The organism is Micromonospora sp. PRAS1 (assembly GCF_059553435.1).
Genome location: NZ_JCANNB010000031.1, coordinates 54,534 through 80,653 on the forward strand (window position 1 = coordinate 54,534; position 26,120 = coordinate 80,653).

Sequence of the window (26,120 nt, forward strand, 5' to 3'; positions counted from 1 at the left end):
GCTCAGGTGATCGAGTAGAGCGATGGTGGGCGGATGCAGGATCGCGAGCGCCCGCAACTTTTCCTATACGATCCAGTGGGGGCGTCAGCATGTCGCAGGATTGTGACCGATGTCAATAGGTCCCCGAAGGCGCAAGGAAGGACCTCACGTCACGATGGACGACGAAGCGATGATCGCGCGGGGCCGTAGGGCCGTGACGGGCGGAACGTCGTCGGGAAGAGCTGGCGGCCGGCTTGCCGACGAGGTGTACGACACGCTGCTCGGACAGCTGATGTCGCTACGGATCGAGCCTGGCTCCCGCGTCACGATCGACGTCCTGGCACGAGAGCTGGGGGTCTCGCAGACGCCGATCCGGGACGCGCTGAACCGCATGGAGGCCGAGGGCCTGGTCGTCCGGGTGCCCCATGCCGGTTACCGCATTCCTCCCCAGATCACCCGGCACCGATTCGAGGACATGCTCGAGGTCCGCCTGCTTCTCGAGCCGGCAGCGGCGCGCAGATCCGCCGAACGCGCATCCTTGGAGCAGGTGGCCGGTCTGCGACGAATGCTGGGGGAGATGGCGGAGCTGGAGGGGGGCAGCGGGCCCGCCGCCTATGGCGCCTTCGGTCTACGCGACGCCGCTTTTCACGATCTCGTCGCCCTGAGCGCGGAGAACCAGGTCATCCGGGAAGCGCTCGCTCGCCTGCACAGCCACGTACACCTCTTCCGGCTGCACCACGACGCTCAGGTCACTCACCTGGCCATGGCCGAGCACGAGGAAGTTGTGGCCGCGATCGCCGCGCGTGACCCCGACGCCGCCGCCTACGCGATGCGTCGGCACATCTTGCGGTCCGGCGAGCGTTTCCGACGACTGTTTGACGAAATCAAGGATGCGAATGGTGTGACGGTAGAGGCTTGACGGGTGGGCTGACCCGAGGAATGCTGACCCTACCGGATCGGATCGTATTGGATCTATCTCGCCCGCCCCCAGACGCGAGGAGAAGCAGGTGCCCAGAGCGCTGCTCCTGACCGGCGACGCCGCCGAGGAACTCGACACCATGTACCCCTACTACCGCGTGCAGGAGGGCGGCTGGGACGTTGACGTCTCGTCACGGACGCTGCGTGACGTGCAACTGGTCATCCACGAGTTTGACCCCAACTCCGACGCGTACGTGGAGAAGAACGGCCGGAAGCTGCCGGTCGACGTGCCCTGGTCCGAGGTCGACGTCGAACGCTATGACGCCCTCATCATCCCCGGGGGGCGTGCCCCCGAGTGGATCCGGGTCGACGCCGACGTCAGGCGCATCACCGAGCACTTCTTCGCGCGCAACCTCCCCATCGCGCTGGTGTGCCACGGCGCTCAGGTGCCAGCGGTGTACGGGCTACTGAAGGGTCGAAAGACGGCCTGCTTCCCTCCCATCACCGGTGACATGGAGAACGCGGGGGCGACGGTCATCGACGCCCCCGACGTCGTGGACGGCAACCTGGTCTCCTGCCGGGGGTGGCCCGACATGCCGCAGTTCGGCCGGGCGATGATGGAGGTCTTCTCGAAGTCCGTCAACCCCGCATCGGCTTGAGCGCAGCTGGCGTGCCCCGGTGACGGCACTTCGGACCGTTACGGTCGACGGTTCACCCGTCCACGTCCTGGAGAGTGGCACCGGGCCTGCGGTGCTGATGCTGCACGGCTCCGGACCCGGCACGACCGGGTCCGGAGCCTGGGCAACGACGGCGCAGGCGCTTGGCACGTCCTGGCACCTGGTGGCTCCTGATCAGGCGGGGTTCGGCCGTACACCTATTCCGGCAGGCTCCAGGGGCGGGCTCCGGCTGTGGACGGAGCAGGCCGCGGGTCTCATGGATGCTCTCGGTATCGAGCACTACGCCGTGGTGGGTCACTCCATGGGCGGTGCCGTGGCGCTGGCGTTGGCGGCCGCGCGTCCCCAGCAGGTCACCCGTGTCGTGGCGGTCTCGACGATGGGCGCCCCCGGGGCGCCGCTCTCCGCCGACCTCGACGCGATCTGGGCCGCTCCCGCTGGCCCGCTCGGAGCACGAGACATGCTGAGTCGCCTCGTCCTCGACCAGACGCTCGTGACCGACTCGGCCGTCGATGCCCGTGCAGCTGCGATGCGAGCGGGGGCGGCCGCATTCGCGTCGTTGTTCCCGCCACCCAGGGCACGATGGGTCGACGAGCTCACCCTCTCGGCGCAGACGCTGGCAGCGGTCCGCGCGCCCGTGCTGCTCGTGCACGGCGCCGAGGACCGCCTCACCCCGCTCGCGACGGCAACCCAGCCCCTGCTCGAACACCTGGCCGATGTCCGTCTGCACGTGTTCGGCCGATGCGGGCACGTGCCGGCGATCGAGCATCCGTACGAGTTCAGGAAACTGTTGTCGTGCTTTCTCTCGTTGCCGTGGTCCGCGAAATTGGAAGGCGGCGATGATCTTCGCTGGCCATACTGGTGCGCATGAAGCTTGCTGAGGCTCTTGCGCTGCGCGCGGATGCGACGCGGCGCGCCGAACAACTCCGTGCCCGCATCGCCGCAAGCGCTCGGTACCAGGAAGGTGAGACGCCTGCTGAGGACGCCGCGGCTCTCCTGGCGGAGGCCGGCGAGGTGCTCGGTGAGCTGGAGACGCTGATTCGGCGGATCAACCGCACCAATGCCGCCACCCCGGTTGACGGTGGCACCCTCACCGACGCGCTGGCACGCCGTGACGTGCTTCGTTTGCGGCACAGCGTGGTCACCTCTGCCGCCGACGCCGCTGCCGGTGAGGGCCAGCGAGGGTTTCGGCAGCTGCGGTCGGAGCTGAAGATGATTCCGGCGCTTCCGGTGGCGCAACTGCGCAGGCAGGCCGACGACCTCGCCCGGCAACTTCGCGAGGTCGACACGTTGATCCAGCGGATGAACTGGGAGGTCGATCTCCTGGACTGAGAGGTCGCGGAGCAGGTAGCCGACGTGGAGGCGTGCACGAACCCGAGATCCGGCGGGTAATCCGGGTCCCTCCTGGCACGCCGAGGGCAGGCGTAGGGGTTCGACTCCCCAGACACATCGCACGCCCAGCACAGCACACAGGTGACGGCGTACAGGGCACGGCACACTACCGGGTGCAGATCCACGATGGCGAGGGTGGGACAGGGGCCTTCCGCAACCCATACAGGTACAGCTCGTCCGCTACCGCATTCGGAGCATGGCAGGCGCGCGCTGACGACAGCGGTACGAGTGACGGGAGCGGACGATGACGGCAGCGGCGGACGTGGTCGTGGTCGGCGGTGGAGTCGTCGGCATGACGGCGGCGGTGACTCTCCAGCAGCGGGGAGCGCGGGTGACCGTGCTGTCCGCCCACGACCCGGCGGACACGGTGTCCACGGTGGCCGCCGCGGTCTGGTATCCGACCCACACGGGCGAGGACCCGCGGGTGTTGCGCTGGGCGCGGCAGACATACACGGAACTGCGCCGCCAGGCGGAAAGCGGCGTGCCGGGGGTGGTCGACCGGCCGACCCGGATGCTGCTGCGCCAGCCGTACGTCGGCCCGCCCTGGTGGGCGTCGGCGTGCGCAGATCTGCTGGCGGAGCCGGCTGCGGCACCGTACACGGCGCTGCTGCGGTTCACCGCGCCGACGGTGGAGATGACGCCGTACCTGGCCCTGACCCGCCGACACCCCCCAAGGAAGGAGCGGGCGAGGTCGACCTCGCCCGCTCCCTGCTGCACAACCCGGGCGGCCGGACTACGGGGTGATCATGCCCTTCGAGGCGGCCAGGTGGTAGTTCTCGCCGAACACGTTGAGCTCGTGGACTCCTACCTTCACGTTCTCGGTGGTACCCAGGATCTTCAGCCTGACTGCGTTCGTCAGCACCCGGTCGAAGGTGACGTAGTCAGCCGTGTACGCGGTGGTGTTCGTACTCCGGTCGACAAGCGTCCGCCATGTGTTGGTCGGGATGTCCTTGTACTCCAGCGTGTACTGCACGGCGTTGTCCTTCGTGAACGCCCGCCCGAGTTCCTTCCACTGGATCTGGGCTGCGGAGATGTGGAAGACGGTCCCGAATCCCCTGATGTACGTGGGCGCGTCGTCGTTGTCGGCCGGCTCCCACCAGGTGGATAGCAAGCGGTCCCCGCCGTAGTACGGGTTGCGCCCGGAGGCGTAGCTGCTCGCCCAGTAGGCCTGGCTGTTGGTGGCAACATTGTAGAGACCGACGTCATCCCTGCCCGAGATCTTCCTGCCGGGGGCCAGTTGCGGCGTGTTGGACAGCTCGCAATCGATTGCTCCCTTCTGCGGGCCGTTGGGAATCACGTTGCAGATGTCCATTCCCAGCCGTCGCTCGAAGAACTCCTCGTATGCGATGACATAGGTGTAGAAGAACACCAGGTTACCGGAACTGTCGAGTACGAAACTGCCGTGCCCGGCGTTCGGATATACCGCACTCGGGTGGTTGTTTCCATAGCCGATCGGGTTCTGCTGCGTGACTTTGAACCCGGAAAGCGGCTGGTTCGAAGACATGACGCCCGTCGCGTACGTGGTGAACTCGGTCCCACCGGACGCCACCGAGAGGTAATACGTCTTTCCCACCTTGAAAAGCTGTGAACCCTCCACGTACCCGTGCGTGTAGGTTGCCTTGTTGTCACCGATGTGCTGCCACTCCTGGCGCGGGTCGAAAGTCCAGAGCACGACCGGGTCGCTGATGAGCCGGCGAGGATTGTTCGGGTCGAGTTCGGCGCCCATGATCGGCGAGCCGATGTTGTACGTCAAGTACAGCCGACCGTTCGTGTCCAGGAAGAACTGCACGTCGCCGACGCTCAGGGTCTGGCCGGTCGGACGCAGGAAGTTCCCCATGCTGGTCCACGGCCCGGTGGGGGAGTCCGCTTGATAGACCGGCGTGTTGTTGCCGGCCATGTAGAACTTGTTGCCGATCTGCACGACGGTTGGTGCTACCACGCCCAGGTTCATCTGATGGGGCGTCCACGTCAGGTAGTCGGTGGTGGACCAGACGGTTCGGTCGTTGTTCGGCGCGCTCTGCATGGCGCCGGATGCGTAGAGATAGATGGTCCCGTCGACGTTCAGCGCGGACCAGTCCGCTCCGGTCCGGGCCGAGTTCTCCGAGATCCTGCTGAAACCGACGGTGGATCGGCCCGCGAGAGTCCGCCCGGACGCCGCCGTCCACGTCTCCAGGTTCAAGCTGGCTGGAATCTGCGACGTGTTTGCCACGTTCGTGTCCGTGGGCGGCATCGTCCCTACGATGTTGCGTACCGCCATTCCCGGCAGATTGATCGGATTCACATAGGTCTGGGTCATGTCGACACCGCTTAGCGGCACCTTGGCGGAGGGGGTCTGGGGTCCGACGCCCGGCGCCCCCGGCTGCACGGGCTTCTCCGCGGAGGCCGGCACAATCGGTGTCAGCTGGCCCACGCCTACCCCTATCACAAGAGCAAGGCCAATGGCTGCTATACCTCGACGTCGGGATCCAGCGGTCCGCTCGTTAGCCATTAGGCAACAACCTTCCGTCTCGACGGCGTTAGCGCAAACAACGGGCGAGGTTTTCCGATTTACCGTGCAGCCGGCCTATTGTGGTTAGTCGGTGGTGAGGCGGCCTTTGCAGGTGACGGTGAAGGGGGTTGAAGGCGGGCTTTCAGCGCACACGTCCATCGTGGCTCGGCCTCGTTCGGTGCGGTCCAAACGACCGAGCACCCCTGTTAACGCTAACAAGATTGCGGTGATGTTAACGCCGTAATCTGGAGCATGTCAAGAGCATCGATGTCATCCGAGCTGACTCGATCAGGCTGCTGAGCCGGGAGTTGGACGGTGTCATCGTATCGACGAGCATCGTGATCATGCTGACGGGAGAGGAAGCTGGCGGAGCAGCTGGTGAGAAGTGCCGCCTCGATGGGTCGTCGTCCGGTTGCCGCTCCTCGTTCCGCGGTGACGTGCCGTCCCTTGCGGGCAGGCAACAGGTTCGATACACAATGGTCGGAGTACTGAGCGCGCCGGCGCGACAACCGAGTGTGATCTGCTGACATCGATGGAGGCACGTCCATGGCGTTGACCCCGGCTGCCGGCGGTTGTGGCGAGTCGCCCGCGTCATCCGTGCCGATCCAGTCCCCGAGGCCGGTGAACACCGAGGTCGAGTGGGACGGGTTCGACCCGCAGGCCTATGTCCGGCACAACTACGCGGATCTACGTTCCGACGACCGGGAGCTGCTCCGGCGGACCCGAGACTTCTTCGCCGGTGCGAAGCTGGCCGACGCGCGCTGTGTCGACGTGGGATCGGGTGCCAACCTCTATCCGGCCCTGGCACTCCTGCCGTTTGCGCGTGCCGTCGACCTGTGTGAGTGGTCGACGTCGAATGTGCGCTGGCTGCGTACGCAGGTCAACGGCTACGACGAACTCTGGGATCCGTACTGGCAGGTCTGCGTCGAGCATCCGGCGTACGCGGCGCTGCCCGATCCGCGACGGCGTCTGGCGCAGGTCGGCCGAGTCTGCCGGACCAGCGTCTTCGACCTGCCGGAGCACACCTGGGACGCGGGCACCATGTTCTTCGTGGCCTGCTCCATCTCGGCCGATCGGGCGGAGGCCGAACACGCCGTCGCCCGGTTCCTGCGGGCGCTGTGCCCCGGCGCACCCTTCGCCGTGGCCGTCATGCTCGGGTCCGCCGGCTACCGCGTCGGCCCGCGCTCCTTCCCGGCCGTGGCGCTGCATCGCGCCGAAGTGGTGGCTGGCATCGCGGCCGGCGCGTACGACGTGACCGTCCACGAGGAGCACCCCCGACCGCCGTTGCGCGACGGATACCTGAGCATGCTGCTGGCCACCGGCCGCACCCGCGGATAGTGCCGGTGCGTATCATGGTCGCCGCCGAGTGGAGACCCCGGCCTGCCGGGGCGGGCACCCTGCACCACGTCCTGCGGCTCGCCGACATGCGGGAGGCGGAGCGTCTCCGGTGGCACTCGACCGGCCCGTTACCATGACACTGCACATCGGTGCCGGTCATCGTGGATCATCGTGCGCACGGCAACACCAGCGGTTCCGAGTCGGCGACTACATGCAGACGGCGGTGGATCATGCGGATACAACCGCGCCAGGAGATCCTCGACATCTGGCGGGCCACGGTGCGGAGTTGCTGGGAGAAGGGCGAATGGCACTGGGGCGGCCGAAGCGGTAGCAATTCCATAAGTGACGCCGAGCAACTGCTGATCCTGCTCCTTCCCGCGGCGAAGATCCCCGTGCTGTCGCTCGACGACCCCGACCGCGCCGATGACGAGGTGGTCGAGGCCCTCAGCCCCATCGGCGGTGCGATCGAGATTCCCCGCCGGTTGGTCAGCGTCGTGATCGACTACTTCCGGCGGTACACCGCCGAGGACGGCACGCCCATCTTCGGCGGCGGCGGCTACCTCACCCCGGTCGACGGCGGCCCGGAGCTCACCGAGGAACAACGGTCCCTGGACATCGTCGACTCGTTCGCCGTCTCCGTCACCCTCACGCTGGCGACCATCGGTTTCGTCAAGGTCTACCGCAAGGCCACCAAGCGACGGGAACTGCTCGCGCAACTGGACGACCTGGAGGCGATGGCCGGCATCCGGCTCACCGCCGCCATGGTGGGTCTGCTGCGCAGCTTCAGCACCTTCGTCTTCACCTCCACCGACGAGTACGGCCGCCGGCTGTGCGACATGGTCAACCAGGACGAGCTGCCGCGCCGGGAACTCGTCGCGGCGCTGCGTGAGCAGCTGCGGGACACCATGGCCAGCCTGCGCAGCGTGGTCATCGGGTCAGGCCGGGTCACCGAAGACCTCGACAACAGCGACATGCTCTTCGAATGCGGCTGGTCCTGGGGCACCATCGCCGGCGCCGAGGAGGTCCCCACCAGCGAGCCGATCGGCCGGCAACGCGAAGGCTCGGCCGAGAACGCCCCCTATCTCTACTTCACGGTCATCGCGATGGACGCCATCGAAGACCTGAACTCCGAACGTACCCGCCTGCTCGGCCTGCTCAACGAGGAACAACAGCGGCTGTCCCGGGCCCTGCAACTACGCTGGGAGCTGACCCGGACATACTGGGCGACGGTGGCGACCTTCGGCAACCGGCGGCGATGGCCCATCGAGGACATCCCGTGGCGCACGACCGACGGCGACCGCACCGACTACTACACCCTCCAAACGACGTCGCTGGCAGTCAAGGGACTGCTCGCGGTCGGACGCGGCGGCGACGAGGAACTCGGCCGTATCGCCGCGGTGCTTGTGGAACTGGCACAGCGGGCCCGCGTCACCCGACGCGCATCGCCCGGCGAGTCAGCGCTGCTCGTGCACACCCCTGGTAAGCGGGTCACCCTCAACGACGACACGTCCAAGCCGATCATGACGTGGGTCGTGAACGAGTTCTCCACGGTGCTGCTCCAGCGGGCGATCACGGTCGCCGGCCTGCTGAGCAACGCCCGGCGGCGCAGCGAACTGCTCGAGTTGGCCGACGAGGTGTGGGGCCATCTGCTGCTGCGCCGCATCCCCGACGGCCGGCACCGAGGGCTGTGGGACCACGCCGGCGGGGCCTTCCCCGGGCTGGCCCCCAAACCGGAGGCACCCTCCTGGTACCTGACCGAGCGGGTGGTGCACGCGCTGGTAAACGCCGGTCAACTGCTCTGGGAACGGCCCTTCCCGCGCGCCGGTCGGCTCGCCGCGTACGCACAGGATCTGATCGACGAGGCGGAATACCTGTTCGACCGCGAGCTGATGCGCGGCACGTTCGCCGGCGAGGCGATGCAACGCAGCATGCGCAGCATCCGGGCCAGCCTGCGTCGGGCGCAACTGCTTGTGGACGAACGCCCGGGCACGGCAGCCGCCCTGGCGAACACGCTGCTGCTCCTGCTCAACGACATCACCACCGGGCAGCAGAAAGCCAGCGAGGGGATCTGATGCTGGTCTTCGTCACGTCGCACAAGGGTGGCACCGGTCGCTCGGTGACCGCCGCGAACCTCGCCTACCGCAGCGCCCTGTCCGGCCGCCCCACCTGCTACCTGGACTACGATTTCGGCTCGCCGACCGCTGGCATCACGTTCCAGATCCCGGACGCCGTCAACGGGGTGGAGGGCGCCGGTCCCAACGGCGGCGGCCTGCACCGCTACCTGCGCGGAGAGATTCCGTTTCCCGAGCAGTTGGACGTCTGGGGTGCCTCGGAACGGGCCAGCCTGCGCCAGCGACCAATCGGGTCGGGTCCGCTGGTGCTGCTACCCGGCCAGCGCAACGGCAGCGAGTTCGGCTTCACCAACGACATCGCCAAACGCTGCGCCGAACTCTTCCTCCGGCTGGAAGAGGAGTTCGACCTGACCCTCGTGGACCTCAGCGCCGGCCGGTCGTACGCCAGTCAGATCGTGCTGGCTGCCACGGCGACCCCCGCGCTACGCAAGGTGACCGCGCGCTGGTTGGTCTTCCACCGCTGGACCCCCCAGCACGTCACCGCAGCGGCAGATCTCGCCTTCGAAGCGGGCGGCATCCTCGCCATGGGCAAGGAATACGGCCACGAGCCGGAGCGGCTGCGGGAGTCGCTGCGCTTCATCCGCACGGCGGTGATCGACTCCCGTGGCCCCGAGGTCGGCCATCTCGACCTCGCGCAGCAGGCATTCCTGCGCAAGTGCGACACGGAGCTGTCGGAACTGGCCCGTCGCCGAGGCGTCGGGCGCACGACGCTGCTCGGCGCGGTGCCGCTGGACCCGCTGTTGCAGTGGCGGGAACAGCTCATCTCGGACCACGACGTACAAGCCAAGATCGCGAATGTGAAGACGGTGGACGCAATCGTGGAGCTGACCGAAAAGCTCTTCGACGAGACCGCATGGGAAACCGTGTGATCGACGTGGATGTCAGGTTCCAGGAGGCAGCTGCGGTGCGTCGGACAGAGAGCGTGGCGTACTCACATCTGTCGGTCGAGTTGGGCCACTTCTACGCGGAGGACTTCGGCACCGGCTGCCGGGATCTGCGGCGCAGGTTCGCGCGCATCGCCGACTGGTCGCCGGCGATCCCGGCCCTGGCCCGCCAGGGACTGCCGGCCCACCGTCAGCCGCGGATCAGCACCTGCTTCATGGTGGACGACTACTTCCACCGATTCGGCTCGCCACGCGAGGTGATCCCGCAGGTGCAGGGCGCCGCGGCGGAACTCGGCCTGGTGTTGGACTACGTGGCCCGGGAATCCAGCTTCGCCCGTCACGGCGGCGTCGAACTCGCCCAGATGGTGGTCGACACCCTCGTGGTGGAACCACCCCGGCACACCACCGGAAGCCGGCCGCCGCTCAGTGAATCCGGCTGGCTGTCAAACGGCATGCGCTCACCCGGGTACGTGGACGCGCCGGCGATGACCCTGCCTCGTCCCTGGTCTCCGCCGGTGCAGTCCGGCGACCCCCGCCACTCGATCTTCGTCGACATAGAGCTGTGGTCCGGCGAACCGAAGACCCGGGTATGGGCGTGCGCGCTGCTCGCATCGGTCTGGCAGATGGCCCGGCTGGGCGTGCTGCGGCACCGTGGGCAGACCCTGATGCAACCGAGCCGGCTCACCGGGGAGCTACCCACCGACTGGGACGAGCTGCCGGCGGTCGTTCAGCTCAATCCGACCGCCGCGCCGTTCTGCGCGTACCGCACACTGACCCTCATGGACACCCAGTACCTGCCGGTCGAGCTGGCGGTGCGGACCATCCTCGGTCAGGTCGCGGTACCGCCGGCGGTCGCCCAACAGGTCGCCCGGCGCGCCGGTGGTGAGGGCCTGCACCTGCCCAGCGAGCTCGTCGACCGGCTGAGTTACGTGTTCATCGGCGGGTGAGTGTGCTCAGCGTCCGCACGGCTGGTCGACCGACATCCGGCCCGCCAGGTCACGCAGCAGCGCCAGGTTGCCGACGCTGATCTGATCACGGATCCAGCTCACCGACGAGTTCCACTGCCGGCTGAATCCGGGCACCTGCTCCAGCCGTTCCCAGATCGGCCGCAGCCGCGGGTCGACCCGCGCGCCCGGCAACCACAGATGCAGCAGGTGCTCCAACACGGGGCGCAACCGCTCTACGTGCTCCTGCCCGTTGCCCGACCGGGTGACAACGGCCTCCATCAGGGAGGAGAGCATGGTTAGCAGCCAGTCGTGCAGCGCAAGATCCTCGCAGAGACCGGCCACGGCCGCCGGCACGTCCTGCGGGGCGAGCACCAGTTTGACCGTACGCAGGGTCGGGGAGTCCACGGTGACGACGGCCGAGACCTCCCGGTCCGGCTGCTGGCCCACCTGCGCGGTCCAGCGCAGCCGGGTACGCGCCGCACGCAGCGGCGGACGCCGATCCAGCAGGTCGGACATCTGCACCCCGTCGAGCACCCGTCCGGTGATCGCCTCCAGGTTCAGCACTTCCGCGTCGTTGCCGTGCAGGAAACCAGCGGTCAGGTCGGCGCTGTCCAGCTTGCCTACCGTCTCCAGGACGCCCGGGTTGGCCAGATAGTGCGACCAGGGCTGGCGACGTTCGCCGGCGACGACCTGGAGGACCGTCGACGCCTGTACGATCCGGCCACCGGTGATGATGGCCCGGGTGACCACCGCGCCCACCCCCCGTAACCTCCGCCGCTTGGCGCTGGGCAGCCAGCAGTCCACGCCGGTGCGCACATCGGGCGAGACCGCATAGAGCGACGGACGGCGGGAGGTCAGCACGGCCTCGCCTTCGACCAGGCTGAGCACCTCCGAACTCTGCTCCTGAGCCAGCGCCGTGCTGTGTTGCAGCAGGTTGGTGTGCACCTCGCCGAACGTGATCATGGCTTCCTCCGCATCGCCGTCCGCCCGCAATCATCCTGCGGAATGCGACCTCCGCTGACTCACCCTCGCCGTGACCCGCGCCGACACCGACCCTGGGTGAGGCAACGGGACCCCGCGACAACGGGAATCGACCCGCGGGCCGGCATCTGCGCTGGGGGCATCATAGGCCCGACATCGGCGGGAATCCCACGGCGGTGAAGCGCCACGGGCCGCACGAAGGTGACGACGGCTGATATTTTCGATAGTGCGGTCGCCAGCTACCCCTGGAGTTGCCGTTTATGAAGGTCTACATTTCGGCCACTCAAAAAGACCTGTTGGAATATCGCGCCGCCGTACACGCAGTGGCACGTCGTCTGGAGATCGAGGACGTCGCCATGGAGGCGTACGGTGCCGACTTCCGGCCACCGCTCGATCGCTGCCTGGCCGACGTCCGTCGCTGCGACCTCTATATCGGACTGTTCGCCTGGCGCTACGGATTCCGCCCGCCCGGTCAGGAATCCTCCATCACCGAACTGGAGTACCGCGAGGCACTCGCATCCGGAAAACCCTGCCTGGTCTTCCTCCTCGCTGAGGAGACCCCCTGGCCGGTCGACCTGGTCGACCGGGGTGCCGACGGGGAACGGATCGTCGAACTGCGCCGGGAACTCAAGGAACGACATCTGTGTGCCTTCTTCACAAGCGTCGACGACCTCACCGCCAAGGTCACCGCGGCGCTGGCCGACGTACGCAGCGGACGTTCCCCGGCACGCGGACCCGCCGACCCGGACACCCACCTACCCGAAGCCGTACGCAGCCACTACCACAAGCAACTGGCGCTCAGATACCAGGCTGTCCCGGTCGACGCCGTCTCACCACGTCCCACCATCGGCTACCTCACCGTCGGGCTGCCGAAACTGTTCGTCGAGCCCCGAGTACACGAGGAGGCCCGCCCGGAGATGCCACTTGCCTGGTGGCGGTGGGCCGGCACCACGTCGGACGGCGACACCAGCGGACTACCCGGGGTGGTGAACCCGGAGGAGCTCGAACGACTCTGGGAGGAGTACGCGGCCAAGGACGCGCTCTCGTTGTTCGACGTGGTCTGCGATCCCGGCCGCCGGACGATCGTCCTGCTCGGCGACCCCGGCTCCGGCAAGTCAGCGGCCGCACGGTACCTGGCACTGGCGCTGGCCGGAGCCTGTGACGAACCCCGACTCGCGGCGCTGAGCCAGTACCTGCCCGTGCTGATCGAACTGCGCTCCTACGCCGTGCACCGCGGCGACGGGCGCTGCGACGGCTTACTCGACTACGTCGGCCACCGTCACCAACAGGGACTGACCGGAATCGACCAGGAGGTGCTGGGGTCATACCTGCGCCAGGGTGGCCAGGCCCTCTTTCTCTTCGACGGCCTCGACGAGGTGTTCGACCCGGTCCAGCGCGAAGAGGTGGCCGCGCAGATCGCCACCTTCGCCAACGAGTACCCGGGAGTGCTGTCGGTGGTCACCTCACGGGCGGCCGGCTACCAGCGACAGACCTTCGCCAACGCCGGTTTCGACCACTTCACCCTCGAAGACCTCGACGACGAACAGATCACCCAGTTCCTCGACAACTGGTACCGCTACGTGATGCCCACCCCGGCTGTCGAAGCACAACGGCAACGACGCCAGCTCCTCGACATGCTGCGCGACTCCCGAGCGATGCACGAGATCGCCGGCAACCCACTGCTGCTGATGCTCATGACGATCGTCGGCCGCAGCCACCCCCTGCCTCGCAACCGACGCCGACTGTACGCGCACGTCACCGACGTCCTCATCTCCGAGTGGGACGTGACCAAACAACTGCGGGAGAGCCACGGCGACGTACCCTCGCTGGACCTGCAGGCGAAGCGCCGGCTACTGCGCCACCTGGCATTCCTCATGCAGTTCCGGGAATCGGGACCAGCCGGCAACTACATCGACTCCGACGAACTGGCCCGCGTCTTCCGCGATCACCTCGTCGCGTTCTACGGTTTCGAGAACGAGCGGGCGCTCGCCATGGCCTACTCGATGATCGACAAACTGCGCCAGCGAAGCTTCATCCTGGAACGATACGGACTGCGACTGTTCGGGTTCGTGCACCGCGCGTTCCTGGAATTTTTCTGCGCCGAGGAGATCGTGGACAGGATCGAGAACGACCCCAACGCCTGGGACCTCGACCGGCTCCGCGCTCTGTTCCGTGAACACTGGGCCGACCCGTCCTGGCGAGAGGTGCTCCGGCTCGTCGCCGGTGCCCTACCCGCCCGGATCGCCAACGACCTGATCACCCTGCTCGCCACCGAGACCACCCGACCCTGGCCGCCGTTGAACCTGACCGCCCCGCCCTGGAACCTGGTGCTGGCCGCGCAATGCGTGGCCGAAACCCCACAGCCCGCCGAACTGACCGACGCGGGCAACGCCGTGCTGCGCCAGGTCGTGCTGCTTGTCGAACACGGCATCTCCACCGACGACCCCAACCTGGCGGAGCTCACCGAACAGGAACTGCTCTCCTCGGTCCGGGCCCTCGGGCCGAACTGGCCCGGCCGGCACACCTTCCTGAACTGGTACCGCCGCCGCGGAGTACACACCAGCTGGCGCTCCGGCTCCGCCTTCGCCACCCGGATCGCCGCAGCGCTCTCCACCACCGGGGAACACCTGGAGGAACTGCTGGTCCGGGAACTCCAGCAGGGCCGCGAGCGGCAGGCCCACCTCACCCTGGTCGCCGGGCTCGCCGAAGCCGCCGGCCGGCTGGACAGCACCGACGGCGACCGTCGTCGCTACCGGGACATCCTGATCACCCAGGCCCGGGCCGAGGTCTCGACCGCCGTCCGGCAGGCCGCCGTACGGGCGCTGATCACTCACTTCGGCGCCGATTCCGACCTCACCGACGAGCTACGCGACCTCGCCGACTCACCCGACCCCGCGGTCCGCGCGCTGGCCGTACAGTCTCTCGGCGGCCGCGCGGAACTCACCGGCGACATACGCCACGCCCTGCTCAGGGCCACCGAGGACAGCGCCACCACAGTACGACGAGCCGCCGTCGCCGTGCTCACCGCGCGCTGCACCGACCTGTCGGACGCACCCGGCACCCTTCAGCGACTACTGGCCACCGACCCCGATCCCGCAGTCGTGCAGGGGGCGTTGGCCGCCCTGCTGGCCCTGCCCGAGCACGCCGAGACCGCCCGCAGCCGTGCGCTACAGCGAATGACCGGCGACTCCCCGGACGAGGTGCGGCGCTGTCTGGTGACCAGACTGTTGCCGGGACGGGCCGGCCCGGAGGAGACCGACCTGTTGTTGAAGCTGGCCAGCTCGGACGGCTCCGCCCGGCTCCGCGCCACCGCCGTGCAGCGGCTGGCGCTCGTGCCGGACCGGGACGGACGCTGCCGGACCCGGCTGATCGACCAGATCGAACAGGACGAGGACGCCTCCGTGCGGGCTGCCGCCGTGACCGCGCTGATCGACCGGGACAGTACCGACGACACCTGCTGGACCGTGGTGGCGCACGCGGCTCGCGCCGACGAGGACGCCACGGTGCGCCTCGCCGCGGTACGCGCCCTGGCCGAGGCCCACCCGGACCCGCGCACCGGAGAGCTGCTGCTGGAGAGCGCCCGACGCGACCCGACCGCGAGCGTCCGGCTCACCGCCGTCGACCTGCTCACCGGCCGACAACTGTTCGGCCACGCCACCCGCGATCTGCTCATCAGCCGAGCCTTCGAAGAGCGGGACGCGCTCGTCCGGCTGCGGGTCACCCGCAGCCTGGCCCGTCTCGCCGATCCGCCCGACCCCACCGTGCGGGAGTGCCTGGCCGAACAGGTCAGCCGGGATCCCGACCCGAACGTACTGCGCGCAGCCGCCGACGCGCTCGTTGGGCACGGCGAGGTCGAGGGCGGCCTCGTGGAAACACTGTGCCGGCGGGCCCGCCGGGACAGCTACGTCGGCATCCGGTTGGCTGCCGTGCGGACGCTATGCCGGTACGGCAGTCCCGACGTGGTGACCGACGTGCTGCTGGAATGCGTCGAGTCGGACACCGACCCGACCGTGTTCGACGCCGCGGTCTGCTGCCTGACCGAGCAGGGGAGCGCCTCCATGGCGGTGACCCTGCGACTGATGCGCCGCCTGGCCGACCAGGACCCGGCGATCCGCGCCCGCATCGCCGCCGCGCTCGGCGAGCACTTCGGTGCCGACCCCGAAGTTCAGGTGCTGCTCGTCGGGCTGGTCCGCGACGACCCGGCCCTCGAGGTCCGGCGCCGAGCGGTGGGACAGCTCGGCGCGACCCTGGCCGGCCGCGCCGGAGTGCCGGAGCTACTGCTCCGGCTGTCCGCGGACGACGACTGGGAGATCCGCCGGACCGCGTTGCTCGCGCTGACCCGACACCACTACCGCGACACCCGGACCCGGGAGCTGCTCATCCGGCTCGGCCGCCGGGAGGACGACGACACCGTACGGCGGTTGGCCGGGCAACTACTGGCCACGCTGCCCGGCATCACGCCCGACGACTTCCCGTGATCGAGCCCGGGGGAGTGTCCGGCCAGGCGCGATCACGTGGTCACCTGTCCTCGAGTTCGCGGCCCTTGGTCTCCCGCACTGCCGCCGGGGGAGCGGTCAGTCCCGCGACGCCGGAAGGCCGTAGGGCGCCCTGTCCGGGCCAGGCGCGCGAACGCCTCCTTGGCCGCTCGCCGAACCGCATGGAGGTAGAAGGCGCACCGCGATCAGCGCCCTGAGGCTGGCGCGTCCTCGCCCCGGCCGCCCGTGACCTGCACCGACTGCGCGAGCTGGGCGCGGTAGCTCGGGCAGGTCGTGATGTCCTCGTGCGAACAGTTCAGCCCGGCTTCGAGGAGATCGAGCGCCGACCGTAGCGCCGCCATCCGGGCCCGCAACGCATGGTGGTGGCGGCGCAGCACGTCCTTGCGGACGGCTGGGTCGCGCGCGGCGAGGAACGCCCGGATCTCTGGCAACGGCAGACCGGCCTGCTTCGCACGCATGATTGAGGCTATCCGGAAGAGATCGTCGCCGGTGTAGCGGCGGCGGTCGCCCTGGGCGCGGGCGGGGGAGAGCAGACCCACCGACTCCCAGTGCCGCAGCACGTGCGTTGGCAGGCCGAAACGGTCGGCCACCTGGCCGATCGTCATCGGGCTTGACTTCATGTCGACATTAAGTCCGACCATGGCGGGCATGTCCAGTCTGCTTACTGCCCTCGATGCGGTTGATGGCAGGGCCATGGCCGTCAAACTGCGCGCCTGTTCCTATGAACTACTCGGTGACCTCGCCGGCCGAGCCGCGGTCGACGTCGGCTGCGGCAGTGGCCGGGCGGTCGGCGAGTTGGCCGAGCGTGGGGCCCGAGCGATCGGCGTCGACCCCGACCCGGAGATGATCGCTGTGGCGCGGGACCGCTGGCCGGCCGGCGAGTTCCACGTCGCCGACGCGTACGAGTTGCCGATCGAGACCGGGTCCGTCACCTGTTACCGCGCGGACAAGGTGTTGCACCTGCTCGACGACCCGGCACGAGCGGTGGTGGAGGCCCGTCGGGTGCTCGTGCCTGGCGGCCGGGCCGTGCTGCTCGGCCAGGACTGGGACATGATCGCCATCGACTCGGACCAGCCGGAGGTCACCCGCCGGCTGGTCCACGCCAAGGCGGACTCGCTTCCGTCACCACGCGTTGCCCGGAGGTACCGCAACCTGCTGCTCGACGCCGGCTTCACCGACCCCGTCGTCGAGGTGCACACCGTTGTGCTCGCCGACGAGACCGCGCTCGCCCTGCTGCAACGGCTCACCGACGACGAGGACTGGCTCGCCGATCAGGCCGAGCGTGCCCGTACGAACCGCATTCTCGTCGCCGTGCCGATGTTCCTCGTGGCAGCGCAGAGATAGCGCACCACCAGGACTGCCGGCGGGGCGGTGCGGTCACTGGTCGGGCGGGGGAAGGGGTGTCTCGACCCGGGCGATGAGCAGCTTCAGTCGCTCGATCTCGGCGGCGAGTGCGGTGTCGCCGGCTGCGGTGAGGGTGATCCAGGTACGGCCACGCCGGCCCTCGTAGCCCTTCTCCACCTCGATCAGGCCGGCCTGTTCAAGCACGCTCAGGTGGGTGGAGAGGTTGCCGGCGGTCAGCTGCAACTGGGTGCGCAGATAACCGAACTCGACCCGGCGTGCCTCGTGCGCGATGGTGAGGATGCCGAGCCGTACCCGCTGGTGCACGACGTCGTCCAGCCCGGTGACCGGGTGCGCGGCATTGGGGTCCGGGACGTCGGTCACGGCCGTCACCGGTCCCGCCGACGAGCCACCGCGAAGCCGACCGCGCCCAGCAGTAGCACGACGCCGGCGGCGAGCTGCGGCACCGCCATCTGGGCCTGGATTCCCCACCCGGCAAGTCCCCAGCCCTGCTGCATCGGCAGCGCCAGCAGCACCAACGCCAGGTAGCCGAGGGTGAACAGCAGCAGCGCGACGTTGCGTTCCAACCAGGTCAGCACCAGCAACGCGATGCCGATCATGCCCCACGGTGCGACCAACCGGTCCAGCACCACCCACCAGTACGGCGGTGGGGTGACCGGTGCCGGGTGGTTCGGGAAGTAGCGGGCCGCCGCCAGCCACGCGGCGGTGAACACCAGGGTCGTCACGGCGCCGGTGATCGCGTACGGCAGCACCCGGGAGCCCAACCCCCGCGCTCGGGCGGCCCGCATGTAGCAGACGGCGATGATCGTGTACGCCAGCAGAAGCGCCGCCGGCCAGTAGTAGAGCACGCCCCGTCGCGCGTATTCGCAGCTGCCGTCGGCGAGGCAGCTCACCTTCATGCCGAGCCAGTCGAACGGGATGCCCAGGAGCGTCACGGTGGCCAGCACCAGTAGCGCGACCCAGGTCAACCGTTGGTCCAGACGTACCCGGTGGGCAAGAGCGCGGACATCGGAGAGTAGTCGTCGGGGATCGCCGTCGGCAGGTATCGAACCAGTAGTCATAGCCAATAGGTTTGCACAACAAACCTGTCGGCGCTAGTGACCATATCGAGTGGAGGGTGCTGACCTGGCTGCCCCTCGCCAAGTCCATCGGTGACCTGGTGGCCGCCGGCCTCAACACGCTGTGCGGGTCGGAACCGTATGATCTGCTCAATGGGGTGGGAGGCACTTGGGCAGTGGGGTGACGACGCCGTTCGCGTCGAACCGCTCGCCGGAGGAGTCGCCAACGACGTGTGGAGCGTACGCGTCAACGGTCACCTCGCGGTCGCTCGTCTCGGTGCCAGGAGCGACGCTGATCTCGCGTGGGAAACCGAGCTCCTCGTCTACCTCGATCGTGAAGGTCTGACCGTGCCGGTGCCGATCCCGACTGCGGATGGCCGGCTCTTCGCCGACGGTCTGGTGGTGATGACCCACCTGGATGGCGGACCGCCCGAGACGCAGGCCGACTGGCGTCGCGTGGCCGGCACGCTCCGCGAGCTGCATCGGTTGACCCGGGGTTGGCCGCAGCGCCCAGGTTGGCGATCGTCGATCGACCTCCTGCAGGCCGAGACCGGCACGAGGATCGACCTGGGCGCGATGCCTCCGGAGGGCGTTGCTCGATGCCGAGCAGCGTGGGCGCGATTGTCCGGGCGTCAGACATGCGTTGTGCACGGCGACCCCAATCCGGGCAATGTCCGCATGACCGCGAATCAGGTCGCGCTGATCGACTGGGACGAGGCACACGTCGATGTCCCCGACCTCGACCTTGTGCTGCCCGACAACGCCGCAGGCCTCGACGACGACACACACGACGTCGCCACCCAGGCGTCGGCCGCATGGGAGGCCGCCGTCTGCTGGGGCGACGACTACGCGGTCAGGCGGCTCGCCGAGGTTCGAACCGTCTGAGCGTGCGTTCGACCCGGCGGGACTATCGGCCCCGCGTGGTGCCGGTCGGCAGGCTGGCGCGGTCGGCGGCCTGCCGACCGGACTCCCAGCCCTCGCGGCTGTCCACCCGGCTGGCCCGGGCCCGCACCATGTGGGGGAAGACCCGGCGCATGGTTTCGCGGATCTGTTCGTCTCGGGAGGCGAGCACCGGCAGCAGGTCCGCCGCGTCGGTCACCCCGTTCCCGTCGCTCCGACCGGTGGCCTGCGCCAACGCGAGCTGTGCCGCGTCGGCCAGTCGTTCGTCGATCCGGTCGGCGAAGGCCACCAGGAAGGACTGGCGGAACGCCTTCAGGCGGCGGCGACCGGCCTTTCCGCCCGGCGGCTCGGCGCGGGCCATCGCCTGGTGCGCCTGCACCAGCAGGGAGGTGTAGAGCAGGTCGACCGCGTCGATGTCGGTGTCGAAACCGAAGACGGTGCTGAACGCCAGCTCCGGTGACGAGACCGTGTGGCAGCGGTTGGCCCGGGCGACGGCGTCCAGCAAAGATGCCTTCTCCCGCTCGTACGGGTGGTCCACGCCGATCCGCCGCGCGTACGGCACCACCGGCACCGCGGCACCACCCCGGGCGGCCAGCAGCGCCTCGTCCAGGCTGTGCCGGGTGACCAGTTCCTGGGCCTTGGCGGTGTACGTCTCCGCCTCGGCCGGGAAGGTGGTCGACTCCGCCTTGGCGAGCAGGGCGCGTACCCGGTCCAGCAGCCGGGCGTCGATCCGGGACGACCCGGGGGCGCCCGAGCCGTCGGCCGGCGCGGCGGCGGACCCCGGCGGGGCGACGAGCACCTCGATCGGCGGAAGCGTGGCCAGGATGGTGAGCAGCCCCAACACCAGATCGAGTACGGCCACCCGGTCCAGCCGCCAGCGGGCGGCGAGTTCGTCGACGTACGTCGCGTCACCGCTCCACCAGACCTGCGCGCCGAGGATGTCCGCCTGCGCCAACCACCGCCGGTCGACACTGGCCCGGGGAAACTGTCGCAGGTAGGCGGCGACCGCATCGGTCACCAGGTCGGCCTGGTGCGGCCGGCCCCGCCGGGCGACCACCCGGTGCAACTCGGCCGGCTGCCACCCGCCCCGCCACAGCCGCGCGCACGCCTCGTCCTTCGCGGCCACCAGCTCCGGGTCGACCTCGGCCGACGGGGTGACGGTCAGCGCGTCCAGCGCCGATTCGTAGTCGACCGTTCCGGTGAGAACCGCCCTGATCCGTTCCCGCGCAGCTGTCACCCGGACAAGGCTACGGATTCGTTGATCTCGGCCCGATCGGGTACCACCCCTGCCGATGCGCCTGGCAGGGTGAGCGGGTGATTGCCGGATCATGGGGCACGCTCTGCGGTAGGGCTGCCCTGGGCGGTGGCGCCGATCCACGATCGCCACGGTGTGGTGGGTGTCAGCGGACGAGTTCGCCGCCACCTGCCAGAGTGCCAACGTCTGTGCTGTGGCAGCAGACCCGACGGAAGCGGCACCGAAAGTGTCGGGTGATCGGGATGATTGTCGCCGCATCATTGCCGGCATGGATGACAAGACCTTGGTGTCCCGCTTCCTTCGCGACGGTTTCGTCAAGTTGGCGGGTGCCGTCGCGCCGCGCGTGGCCGCGGACTGCGCGCGGCTGCTGTGGCGGGAGACGGGCTGTGACCCGGACGACCCCGCGACGTGGACCCAGCCCGTGCACTGGGTGGGCGGCCTGGCGCAGGGGCCGTTCGGCGCCGCACCCAACTCCCCGTTCCTCCATCACGCGTACGACCTGCTCGTCGGCGCGGGACGCTGGGAGCCGCGTTACTCGCTGGGCTCGTTTCCGCTGCGCTTTCCGCACCAGGAGGAGCCGGACGACGCGGGCTGGCACATCGAGGGCAGCTATCTGCCGGAGGGCGAGAGCTGGTACTTCACGAACCTGCGCTCCCGCGACCGGGCGCTGCTGATGCTGTTCCTGTTCAGCGAGGTCGGCGAGGAGGACGCCCCGACCCGGATCCGGGTCGGCTCACACCTCGACGTGCCGAGGGTGCTGGAGAAGTACGGCGAGGAGGGGGCGAGCGGGCTGGACCTTGCACCCGACCTGGTGGCGGCCTCCGACCACCGACCGCTCGCCCTCGCCACCGGGTCCCCGGGCGACGTCTTCCTGTGCCACCCGTTCCTGGTGCACGCGGCCCAACCGCACCACGGGACGCGGCCGCGCCTCATGGCCCAGCCGCCGCTCCTACCGGCCGTGCCGTACGAACTGGAGCGGGCCGATGGCGCATACTCACCCGTCGAGATTGCGATCCGCCGGGGCCTCGGGCAGGACACCCCCACGTTTGACGGGGAACACACCGACGACAGTGCCGGGTAGCGGCATCAGGCCAGGGGCGGGTGGGTGAGGTACGACGGAGGCGGGACATGGTGGGTCTTCAGGTGAGTGGCCGCAACGCGCGATTCCAGCAGTGGGAGGCGCTCCTGCACAATCGGAACAAGCGGCAGCGTCGCGGCGAGTTCCTCGTGCAGGGGGTGCGCCCGATCGCCATGGCCATCGAACACGGCTGGCAGATCCGCGAGCTGCTCTACGACAGAAGCGCTCAGCTGTCCGGCTGGGCCCGCGAGGCCCTGGACAGCGTCCGGGCCGAGAAGATCGCCGTCTCCCGGGAACTGATGCACGAACTGGGCGGCAAGGCGGACACGGTTCCCGAGCTGCTGGCCGTGGTCGCGCTGCCGGAGGACGATCTGTGCCGCATCCCGACCGGGCCGACCATGCACACGGTCGTGTTCGACCGGCCCACCAGCCCCGGCAACATCGGGACCCTCGTCCGGTCCGCAGACGCCTTCGGTGCCTCCGGTGTCATCATCACCGGCCATGCCGCCGATGCGTACGACCCGAAGGCGGTCCGGGCCAGCACCGGTTCGCTGTTCGCTCTCCCCGTGGTCCGGGTGCCGGCACACCAGGCCGTGCTCTCCTGGGTCGCTGAACTGCGCGCCAAGGGCATCGGCATGAGCATCGTGGGAACCGATGAGCACGGCACACTGGAGGCCGCCGAGTACGACTTCACCCGACCCACGCTGACCTTGATCGGCAACGAGACCACCGGTCTCAGCTCCGGCTGGCGTGCGGCCTGCGACCAACTCGTCCGGATCCCGATGTCCGGGACGGCCAGTTCCCTGAACGCGGCGACCGCCGCAACTGTCGTGCTGTACGAATCGGCACGCCAGCGTAGCGCTGCCGAACGACGCGGATGAGCTTTCACCCGCAGGTGCGGGTCGTCGCCGCCTACCTCGCAGGTTCGAGTACGACGACCGGGATCTCCCGGGTGGTCTTCCGCTCGTAGTCGGCGAAGCCCGGGTAGGCGGCCTTCTGGGCGCTCCAGATCCGCTCGCGTTCGTCTCCGGCGGCAACTCTGGCGACCAGTTCGACCCTGTCCGTACCGATCTCCGCCTGGGCATGCGGATGGGCGAGCAGGTTGTGGTACCAGTCGGGATTGGTGTCCGCGCCGCCCTTGGAGGCGAACACGGCGTAACCGCCCTCCACCTTCTGGTACATCATCGGGTGCACGCGAGGCTTGCCGCTCTTGGCGCCGACGGTGTGCAACAGCAGCAGCGGCGCGCCAGCGAACTGGCCGCCCACCTGCCCACCGTTGGCGCGGAACTCGGCGATGATCTTGTCGTTCCAGTCGCTCATTTCTGCTCCTCGTCCGGCGCGTACCGACCCCTCGATCTTGATTCTGTCAGTCCCGGCCGCTACCTGCCGGGCAGCCGGAGCTGGCGGGTCGACGGGTCAGCGCGGAGGTGGGTTGATTCCCTCCAGGGCGAGACGGACCAGCCGCTCCGCCTCGGCCGTACTTGTCGTCTCGGCAGCCAGGGTGATCGCGTTGACGAGGGTCACCAGGTCGGCCATCGCGACGTCCGAGCGTACGGATCCCTCGTCGGCGGCCCGGCGCCGAAGCGGTTCGCCCGCCGCCACCAGCATCGCTGAGCAGGACTCGCTCTCCTGCGGCGCCTTGAGCAGCGAGGTGACCAGGCCGCGGGTCGTCGTGCTGTACGCGGCCAGCTCGCACAACCAGGTGGTAAGCGCCTGGCGGGCGTCCGGTCCGGTCAACAGCTCCCCGGCGCGGGCGCAGAGCGCTTCGACCCGGTCGTGGAAGACCGCCTCCATCAGCGCCCATCGGGACGGGAAGTGCCGATGCAGCGTCGCCGAGCCCACGCCCGCGGCTCGGGCGATCTCCTCAAGCGAGGCGTACGCGCCGTCCCGGGCGACCGCCTCGCCGGCCGCCTTGACTATCAGGGCGCGGTTGCGTTGTGCGTCAGCTCTCATCGTCTGCCATTTGGATAAGTGGGGTGATCCCCCATATCGTATCCGACAGGAAGTGGGGGGATGCCCCACTTGTTTGAGGAGGAAACATGGCCGTCCTTGTCATCGGCGCCACCGGCAAGCAGGGCGGGGCCACCGCCCGGGCGCTGCTCAACCGGGGTGTCGCGGTACGCGCCCTGGTCCGCGACACCGGCACCGACGCCGCGCTGGCCCTGCGCGAACGGGGCGCCGAACTGGTCCGGGGCGACCTGGACGATCCCGCCTCGCTGCTCGCTGCGGCCGACGGAGCGGAGGGCGTCTTCTCCGTCCCGTTCCCCGACGTCACCGATCTTCAGGGTGACGCCGAGCTACGCCGGGGCCGTAACCTCATCGAGGCTGCCCGCAAGGCCGGCGTGCCGCACCTGGTGCACAGCAGCGTCGCCGGTGCCGGCGACTTCCATCGCAACCAACCCGGCTGGGCCGAGGGGCGCTGGGACCGGCACTACTGGGAGAGCAAGGCAGGCGTCGACGAACTGGTCCGCACCGGCGGCTTCGCGCACTGGACCGTACTCAAGCCGGCAACCTTCATGGAGAACCTGCTCGGCTGGTCCTATCTGTTCGGCGACTGGTCCAGCGGCACCATCATCACCGGCTTCGCAGCGGACACCCGGATCGCCTGGATCGCGGTCGACGACATCGGCGAAGCCGCGGCGACCGCCTTCACCAACCCGGGCAAACTCGACGGCATGGACGTGGAGCTCGCCGGAGACATGCGCACGATGACCGAGGTCGCCGCGATCCTCAGCGAGGTGACCGGTCGGAGCATCACCGCTCCGGTCCTCACCCCGCAGGAAGCGATCGAACGCGGTATGCCGCCATTCATGATCAACGCCGTCGAGCAGATCAACGAGAACGGCACGCCCGCACGCCCGGAGATCCCCCGGGCGCTCGGCCTGCCCACCACCGACTTCCGTACCTGGGCCAGGCGAACGCTCTCCTGACGTACCAGTTCCCGGGCCGGCGGCCCCGCGCCGGTCCGGGAACCTCGGGGGTCGTGGTCAGCTGTCGTTACGTTCGGCAGCCTCGGTGGCGGGCTGGCCGGGAACGGCGGGAAGCTGCCGGATGGTGTCGCCGACCACGATCGTCGCACCGACGATCACTTTGGCGTTCAGGCCACGTAGCCGTAGTCGCTGGCCCTCCTCGGTCCAGACGATTTTGTGGGCGTCGCGTCCGAACCGGGCGGCGAACTTGGCACAACCGGTGTGTGGCTGGTCGGTCACCTCGATGACAGCCCGGTCGCCGATCGCCAAGCGGGTGCCGGCAGGCAGCGCGTCGGTGCTCAGGTCCAGATCGACGTAGAGCTGATCCCCGGCAAGTGCCCAGGCGTCCCGATCGGGACCGGCGATCAGTTCGACAAAACGGGAGTTGATGACGTTCAGCTGCATGTCGGGGTGCGGCGACAGGTCGGCCGTCCGTTTGCACGGTCGTTGACTCCAAGTGTCGCCGAGCAGCCCGACGTCAGGGTCCAGTTCAGCCAGGGACAGCACCTCGCGAGCGCCGACGGCCGGCCGGCGTACGGCCAACGCCAGGGTGCCGATCCCCTGCGGAGACTGCCGCACGAGCGGTAACCCTGCCACGATCTCGTCCATCGAGCGATGACGTGCGGTGGTGGAATTCTCCATGGTCCGACTCTGCTCCACGCACATCCGTGGCGTCCAAGCAGTTCTCGGCACCCGAGATCAGCATGCGGGCAGGCCCGATCGCCGCTGACCGGGCGCCAGCCTTCAGCAGGTCGACCCTCGGCGGCAGAAGTTTCTCGCCGATTCCTGTTATCTCCGGCCGACCGGCCCGTCTGCTCTGGTGAGGCCGAGTGGCCCGCACGTCGCCCTGGCGTGGATCCGGACCGTCGGCCCCTGGAGGAAATCTATCGTCGGTGACATTCATACATCAGATGTCTAGCGCGATGGCCGATGCCGTCCCGGCGCTGGCTTTTGCGTGCGGATTTGCTCTAGATCGCCGATCTGAACTGCAGAAACTCTGGGCAAGCAGCAATGAACAGATGCTTGTCGATCAACCGCAGTGCCGGTAACATCCGTTAACACATCGGATGTTTCGACTCAGTACGACACCGTTGGCACGGCGAGTTCGAGACGGGTTGGCCCAGGGCAGGCCCACCCCACACCTCGACCGTCCGGGAGGCCGCCGCCACGGATCGATGGGCAGGCTGCGTCGAGCATCACCACCCTTGCGTCGCCGCTACGGCGTACGCATGTCAATGACAAGGCAGGCGGCCAGATGAATCGAATATC

General features: G+C 68.7%; 23 protein-coding genes and 1 pseudogene. 15 read left to right on the plus strand and 9 right to left on the minus strand.

Annotated elements, in window-relative coordinates; all coding sequences use genetic code 11:
* Positions 1 to 154: 154 nt before the first annotated feature.
* From AC507J_RS24435 to AC507J_RS24455, 5 genes and pseudogenes are all read left to right on the plus strand, one after another.
* On the plus strand, positions 155 to 898 hold the full coding sequence (locus AC507J_RS24435; RefSeq protein WP_496291529.1) for a GntR family transcriptional regulator: 744 nt from the start codon (positions 155 to 157) through the stop codon (positions 896 to 898).
* Positions 899 to 986: 88 nt separating this feature from the next.
* Entirely contained in the window at positions 987 to 1,556 is a 570-nt protein-coding gene (locus AC507J_RS24440) for a DJ-1/PfpI family protein (protein ID WP_496291530.1), read from the plus strand.
* Between the two features lie 97 nt (positions 1,557 to 1,653).
* Complete coding sequence (locus AC507J_RS24445; protein ID WP_496291552.1) at positions 1,654 to 2,442, plus strand: alpha/beta fold hydrolase; 789 nt, start codon at positions 1,654 to 1,656, stop codon at positions 2,440 to 2,442.
* The gene (locus tag AC507J_RS24450; protein ID WP_496291553.1) at positions 2,439 to 2,903 is read left to right on the plus strand and encodes a DIP1984 family protein; all 465 of its coding nucleotides are present in this window, start codon (positions 2,439 to 2,441) and stop codon (positions 2,901 to 2,903) included. The genes AC507J_RS24445 and AC507J_RS24450 overlap by 4 nt, the downstream gene beginning before the upstream one ends.
* A gap of 352 nt (positions 2,904 to 3,255) precedes the next feature.
* Positions 3,256 to 3,390 (plus strand): annotated as a pseudogene (locus AC507J_RS24455) (FAD-dependent oxidoreductase); the annotation flags it as partial.
* Positions 3,391 to 3,696: 306 nt separating this feature from the next.
* On the opposite strand, the gene AC507J_RS24460 reads toward AC507J_RS24455, so the two are convergent.
* The gene (locus tag AC507J_RS24460) at positions 3,697 to 5,373 is read right to left on the minus strand and encodes a family 43 glycosylhydrolase (protein WP_496291531.1); all 1,677 of its coding nucleotides are present in this window, start codon (positions 5,371 to 5,373) and stop codon (positions 3,697 to 3,699) included.
* A gap of 624 nt (positions 5,374 to 5,997) precedes the next feature.
* Between AC507J_RS24460 and AC507J_RS24465 the strand changes: the two genes are divergently transcribed.
* The 4 genes from AC507J_RS24465 (at position 5,998) to AC507J_RS24480 (ending at position 10,752) form a co-directional block, all read left to right on the plus strand.
* The gene (locus AC507J_RS24465; RefSeq protein WP_496291532.1) at positions 5,998 to 6,789 is read left to right on the plus strand and encodes an SCO2525 family SAM-dependent methyltransferase; all 792 of its coding nucleotides are present in this window, start codon (positions 5,998 to 6,000) and stop codon (positions 6,787 to 6,789) included.
* Between the two features lie 230 nt (positions 6,790 to 7,019).
* Positions 7,020 to 8,861 (plus strand): SCO2524 family protein, encoded by a 1,842-nt coding sequence (locus AC507J_RS24470; RefSeq protein ID WP_496291533.1) that lies wholly within the window; start codon positions 7,020 to 7,022, stop codon positions 8,859 to 8,861.
* Positions 8,861 to 9,790 (plus strand): SCO2523 family variant P-loop protein, encoded by a 930-nt coding sequence (locus tag AC507J_RS24475; RefSeq protein WP_496291534.1) that lies wholly within the window; start codon positions 8,861 to 8,863, stop codon positions 9,788 to 9,790. The genes AC507J_RS24470 and AC507J_RS24475 overlap by 1 nt, the downstream gene beginning before the upstream one ends.
* Positions 9,775 to 10,752, plus strand: a complete 978-nt coding sequence (locus AC507J_RS24480; RefSeq protein ID WP_496291535.1) for an SCO2522 family protein — start codon at positions 9,775 to 9,777, stop codon at positions 10,750 to 10,752. The genes AC507J_RS24475 and AC507J_RS24480 overlap by 16 nt, the downstream gene beginning before the upstream one ends.
* Positions 10,753 to 10,758: 6 nt before the next feature.
* Here the strand turns inward: AC507J_RS24480 and AC507J_RS24485 are convergent, their stop codons facing one another.
* Complete coding sequence (locus AC507J_RS24485; protein WP_496291536.1) at positions 10,759 to 11,715, minus strand: SCO2521 family protein; 957 nt, start codon at positions 11,713 to 11,715, stop codon at positions 10,759 to 10,761.
* Between the two features lie 278 nt (positions 11,716 to 11,993).
* On the opposite strand from AC507J_RS24485, the gene AC507J_RS24490 reads away from it, so the two are divergent.
* Positions 11,994 to 16,211, plus strand: coding sequence for a HEAT repeat domain-containing protein (locus tag AC507J_RS24490; RefSeq protein WP_496291537.1), 4,218 nt, complete (start codon positions 11,994 to 11,996; stop codon positions 16,209 to 16,211).
* A gap of 203 nt (positions 16,212 to 16,414) precedes the next feature.
* Here the strand turns inward: AC507J_RS24490 and AC507J_RS24495 are convergent, their stop codons facing one another.
* Positions 16,415 to 16,879, minus strand: a complete 465-nt coding sequence (locus AC507J_RS24495; protein ID WP_496291538.1) for a helix-turn-helix domain-containing protein — start codon at positions 16,877 to 16,879, stop codon at positions 16,415 to 16,417.
* On the opposite strand from AC507J_RS24495, the gene AC507J_RS24500 reads away from it, so the two are divergent.
* Positions 16,878 to 17,573 carry a methyltransferase domain-containing protein gene (locus AC507J_RS24500; RefSeq protein WP_496291539.1) on the plus strand — a complete coding sequence of 232 codons (696 nt, stop codon included), beginning with the start codon at positions 16,878 to 16,880 and terminating at the stop codon, positions 17,571 to 17,573. The two genes, AC507J_RS24495 and AC507J_RS24500, sit on opposite strands and share 2 nt — an antisense overlap.
* A gap of 33 nt (positions 17,574 to 17,606) precedes the next feature.
* Here the strand turns inward: AC507J_RS24500 and AC507J_RS24505 are convergent, their stop codons facing one another.
* Together AC507J_RS24505 and AC507J_RS24510 are read right to left on the minus strand one after the other, a co-directional pair.
* Entirely contained in the window at positions 17,607 to 17,954 is a 348-nt protein-coding gene (locus AC507J_RS24505) for a transcriptional regulator (RefSeq protein ID WP_496291540.1), read from the minus strand.
* Between the two features lie 5 nt (positions 17,955 to 17,959).
* Entirely contained in the window at positions 17,960 to 18,652 is a 693-nt protein-coding gene (locus tag AC507J_RS24510; protein WP_496291541.1) for a hypothetical protein, read from the minus strand.
* A gap of 150 nt (positions 18,653 to 18,802) precedes the next feature.
* On the opposite strand from AC507J_RS24510, the gene AC507J_RS24515 reads away from it, so the two are divergent.
* Positions 18,803 to 19,534 (plus strand): phosphotransferase, encoded by a 732-nt coding sequence (locus tag AC507J_RS24515; RefSeq protein ID WP_496291542.1) that lies wholly within the window; start codon positions 18,803 to 18,805, stop codon positions 19,532 to 19,534.
* 22 nt (positions 19,535 to 19,556) lie between these two features.
* Here the strand turns inward: AC507J_RS24515 and AC507J_RS24520 are convergent, their stop codons facing one another.
* Complete coding sequence (locus AC507J_RS24520) at positions 19,557 to 20,786, minus strand: DUF2786 domain-containing protein (RefSeq protein WP_496291543.1); 1,230 nt, start codon at positions 20,784 to 20,786, stop codon at positions 19,557 to 19,559.
* A 286-nt stretch (positions 20,787 to 21,072) separates the two neighbouring features.
* On the opposite strand from AC507J_RS24520, the gene AC507J_RS24525 reads away from it, so the two are divergent.
* Positions 21,073 to 21,885 carry a phytanoyl-CoA dioxygenase family protein gene (locus AC507J_RS24525; RefSeq protein ID WP_496291544.1) on the plus strand — a complete coding sequence of 271 codons (813 nt, stop codon included), beginning with the start codon at positions 21,073 to 21,075 and terminating at the stop codon, positions 21,883 to 21,885.
* A gap of 47 nt (positions 21,886 to 21,932) precedes the next feature.
* Complete coding sequence (locus tag AC507J_RS24530) at positions 21,933 to 22,763, plus strand: RNA methyltransferase (RefSeq protein ID WP_496291545.1); 831 nt, start codon at positions 21,933 to 21,935, stop codon at positions 22,761 to 22,763.
* 31 nt (positions 22,764 to 22,794) lie between these two features.
* Here the strand turns inward: AC507J_RS24530 and AC507J_RS24535 are convergent, their stop codons facing one another.
* Together AC507J_RS24535 and AC507J_RS24540 are read right to left on the minus strand one after the other, a co-directional pair.
* A complete protein-coding gene (locus tag AC507J_RS24535; protein WP_496291546.1) occupies positions 22,795 to 23,202 on the minus strand; it encodes a nitroreductase family deazaflavin-dependent oxidoreductase in 408 nt (135 codons plus the stop codon).
* A gap of 96 nt (positions 23,203 to 23,298) precedes the next feature.
* Positions 23,299 to 23,835: a TetR/AcrR family transcriptional regulator gene (locus tag AC507J_RS24540; RefSeq protein WP_496291547.1), complete on the minus strand. Its 537-nt coding sequence runs from the start codon at positions 23,833 to 23,835 to the stop codon at positions 23,299 to 23,301.
* An 86-nt stretch (positions 23,836 to 23,921) separates the two neighbouring features.
* Here AC507J_RS24540 and AC507J_RS24545 point away from each other — a divergent pair, with 86 nt between their 5' ends.
* A complete protein-coding gene (locus AC507J_RS24545) occupies positions 23,922 to 24,812 on the plus strand; it encodes an NmrA/HSCARG family protein (protein ID WP_496291548.1) in 891 nt (296 codons plus the stop codon).
* 57 nt (positions 24,813 to 24,869) lie between these two features.
* Here the strand turns inward: AC507J_RS24545 and AC507J_RS24550 are convergent, their stop codons facing one another.
* Positions 24,870 to 25,493 (minus strand): MOSC domain-containing protein, encoded by a 624-nt coding sequence (locus AC507J_RS24550; RefSeq protein ID WP_496291549.1) that lies wholly within the window; start codon positions 25,491 to 25,493, stop codon positions 24,870 to 24,872.
* Positions 25,494 to 26,120 lie beyond the last annotated feature (627 nt).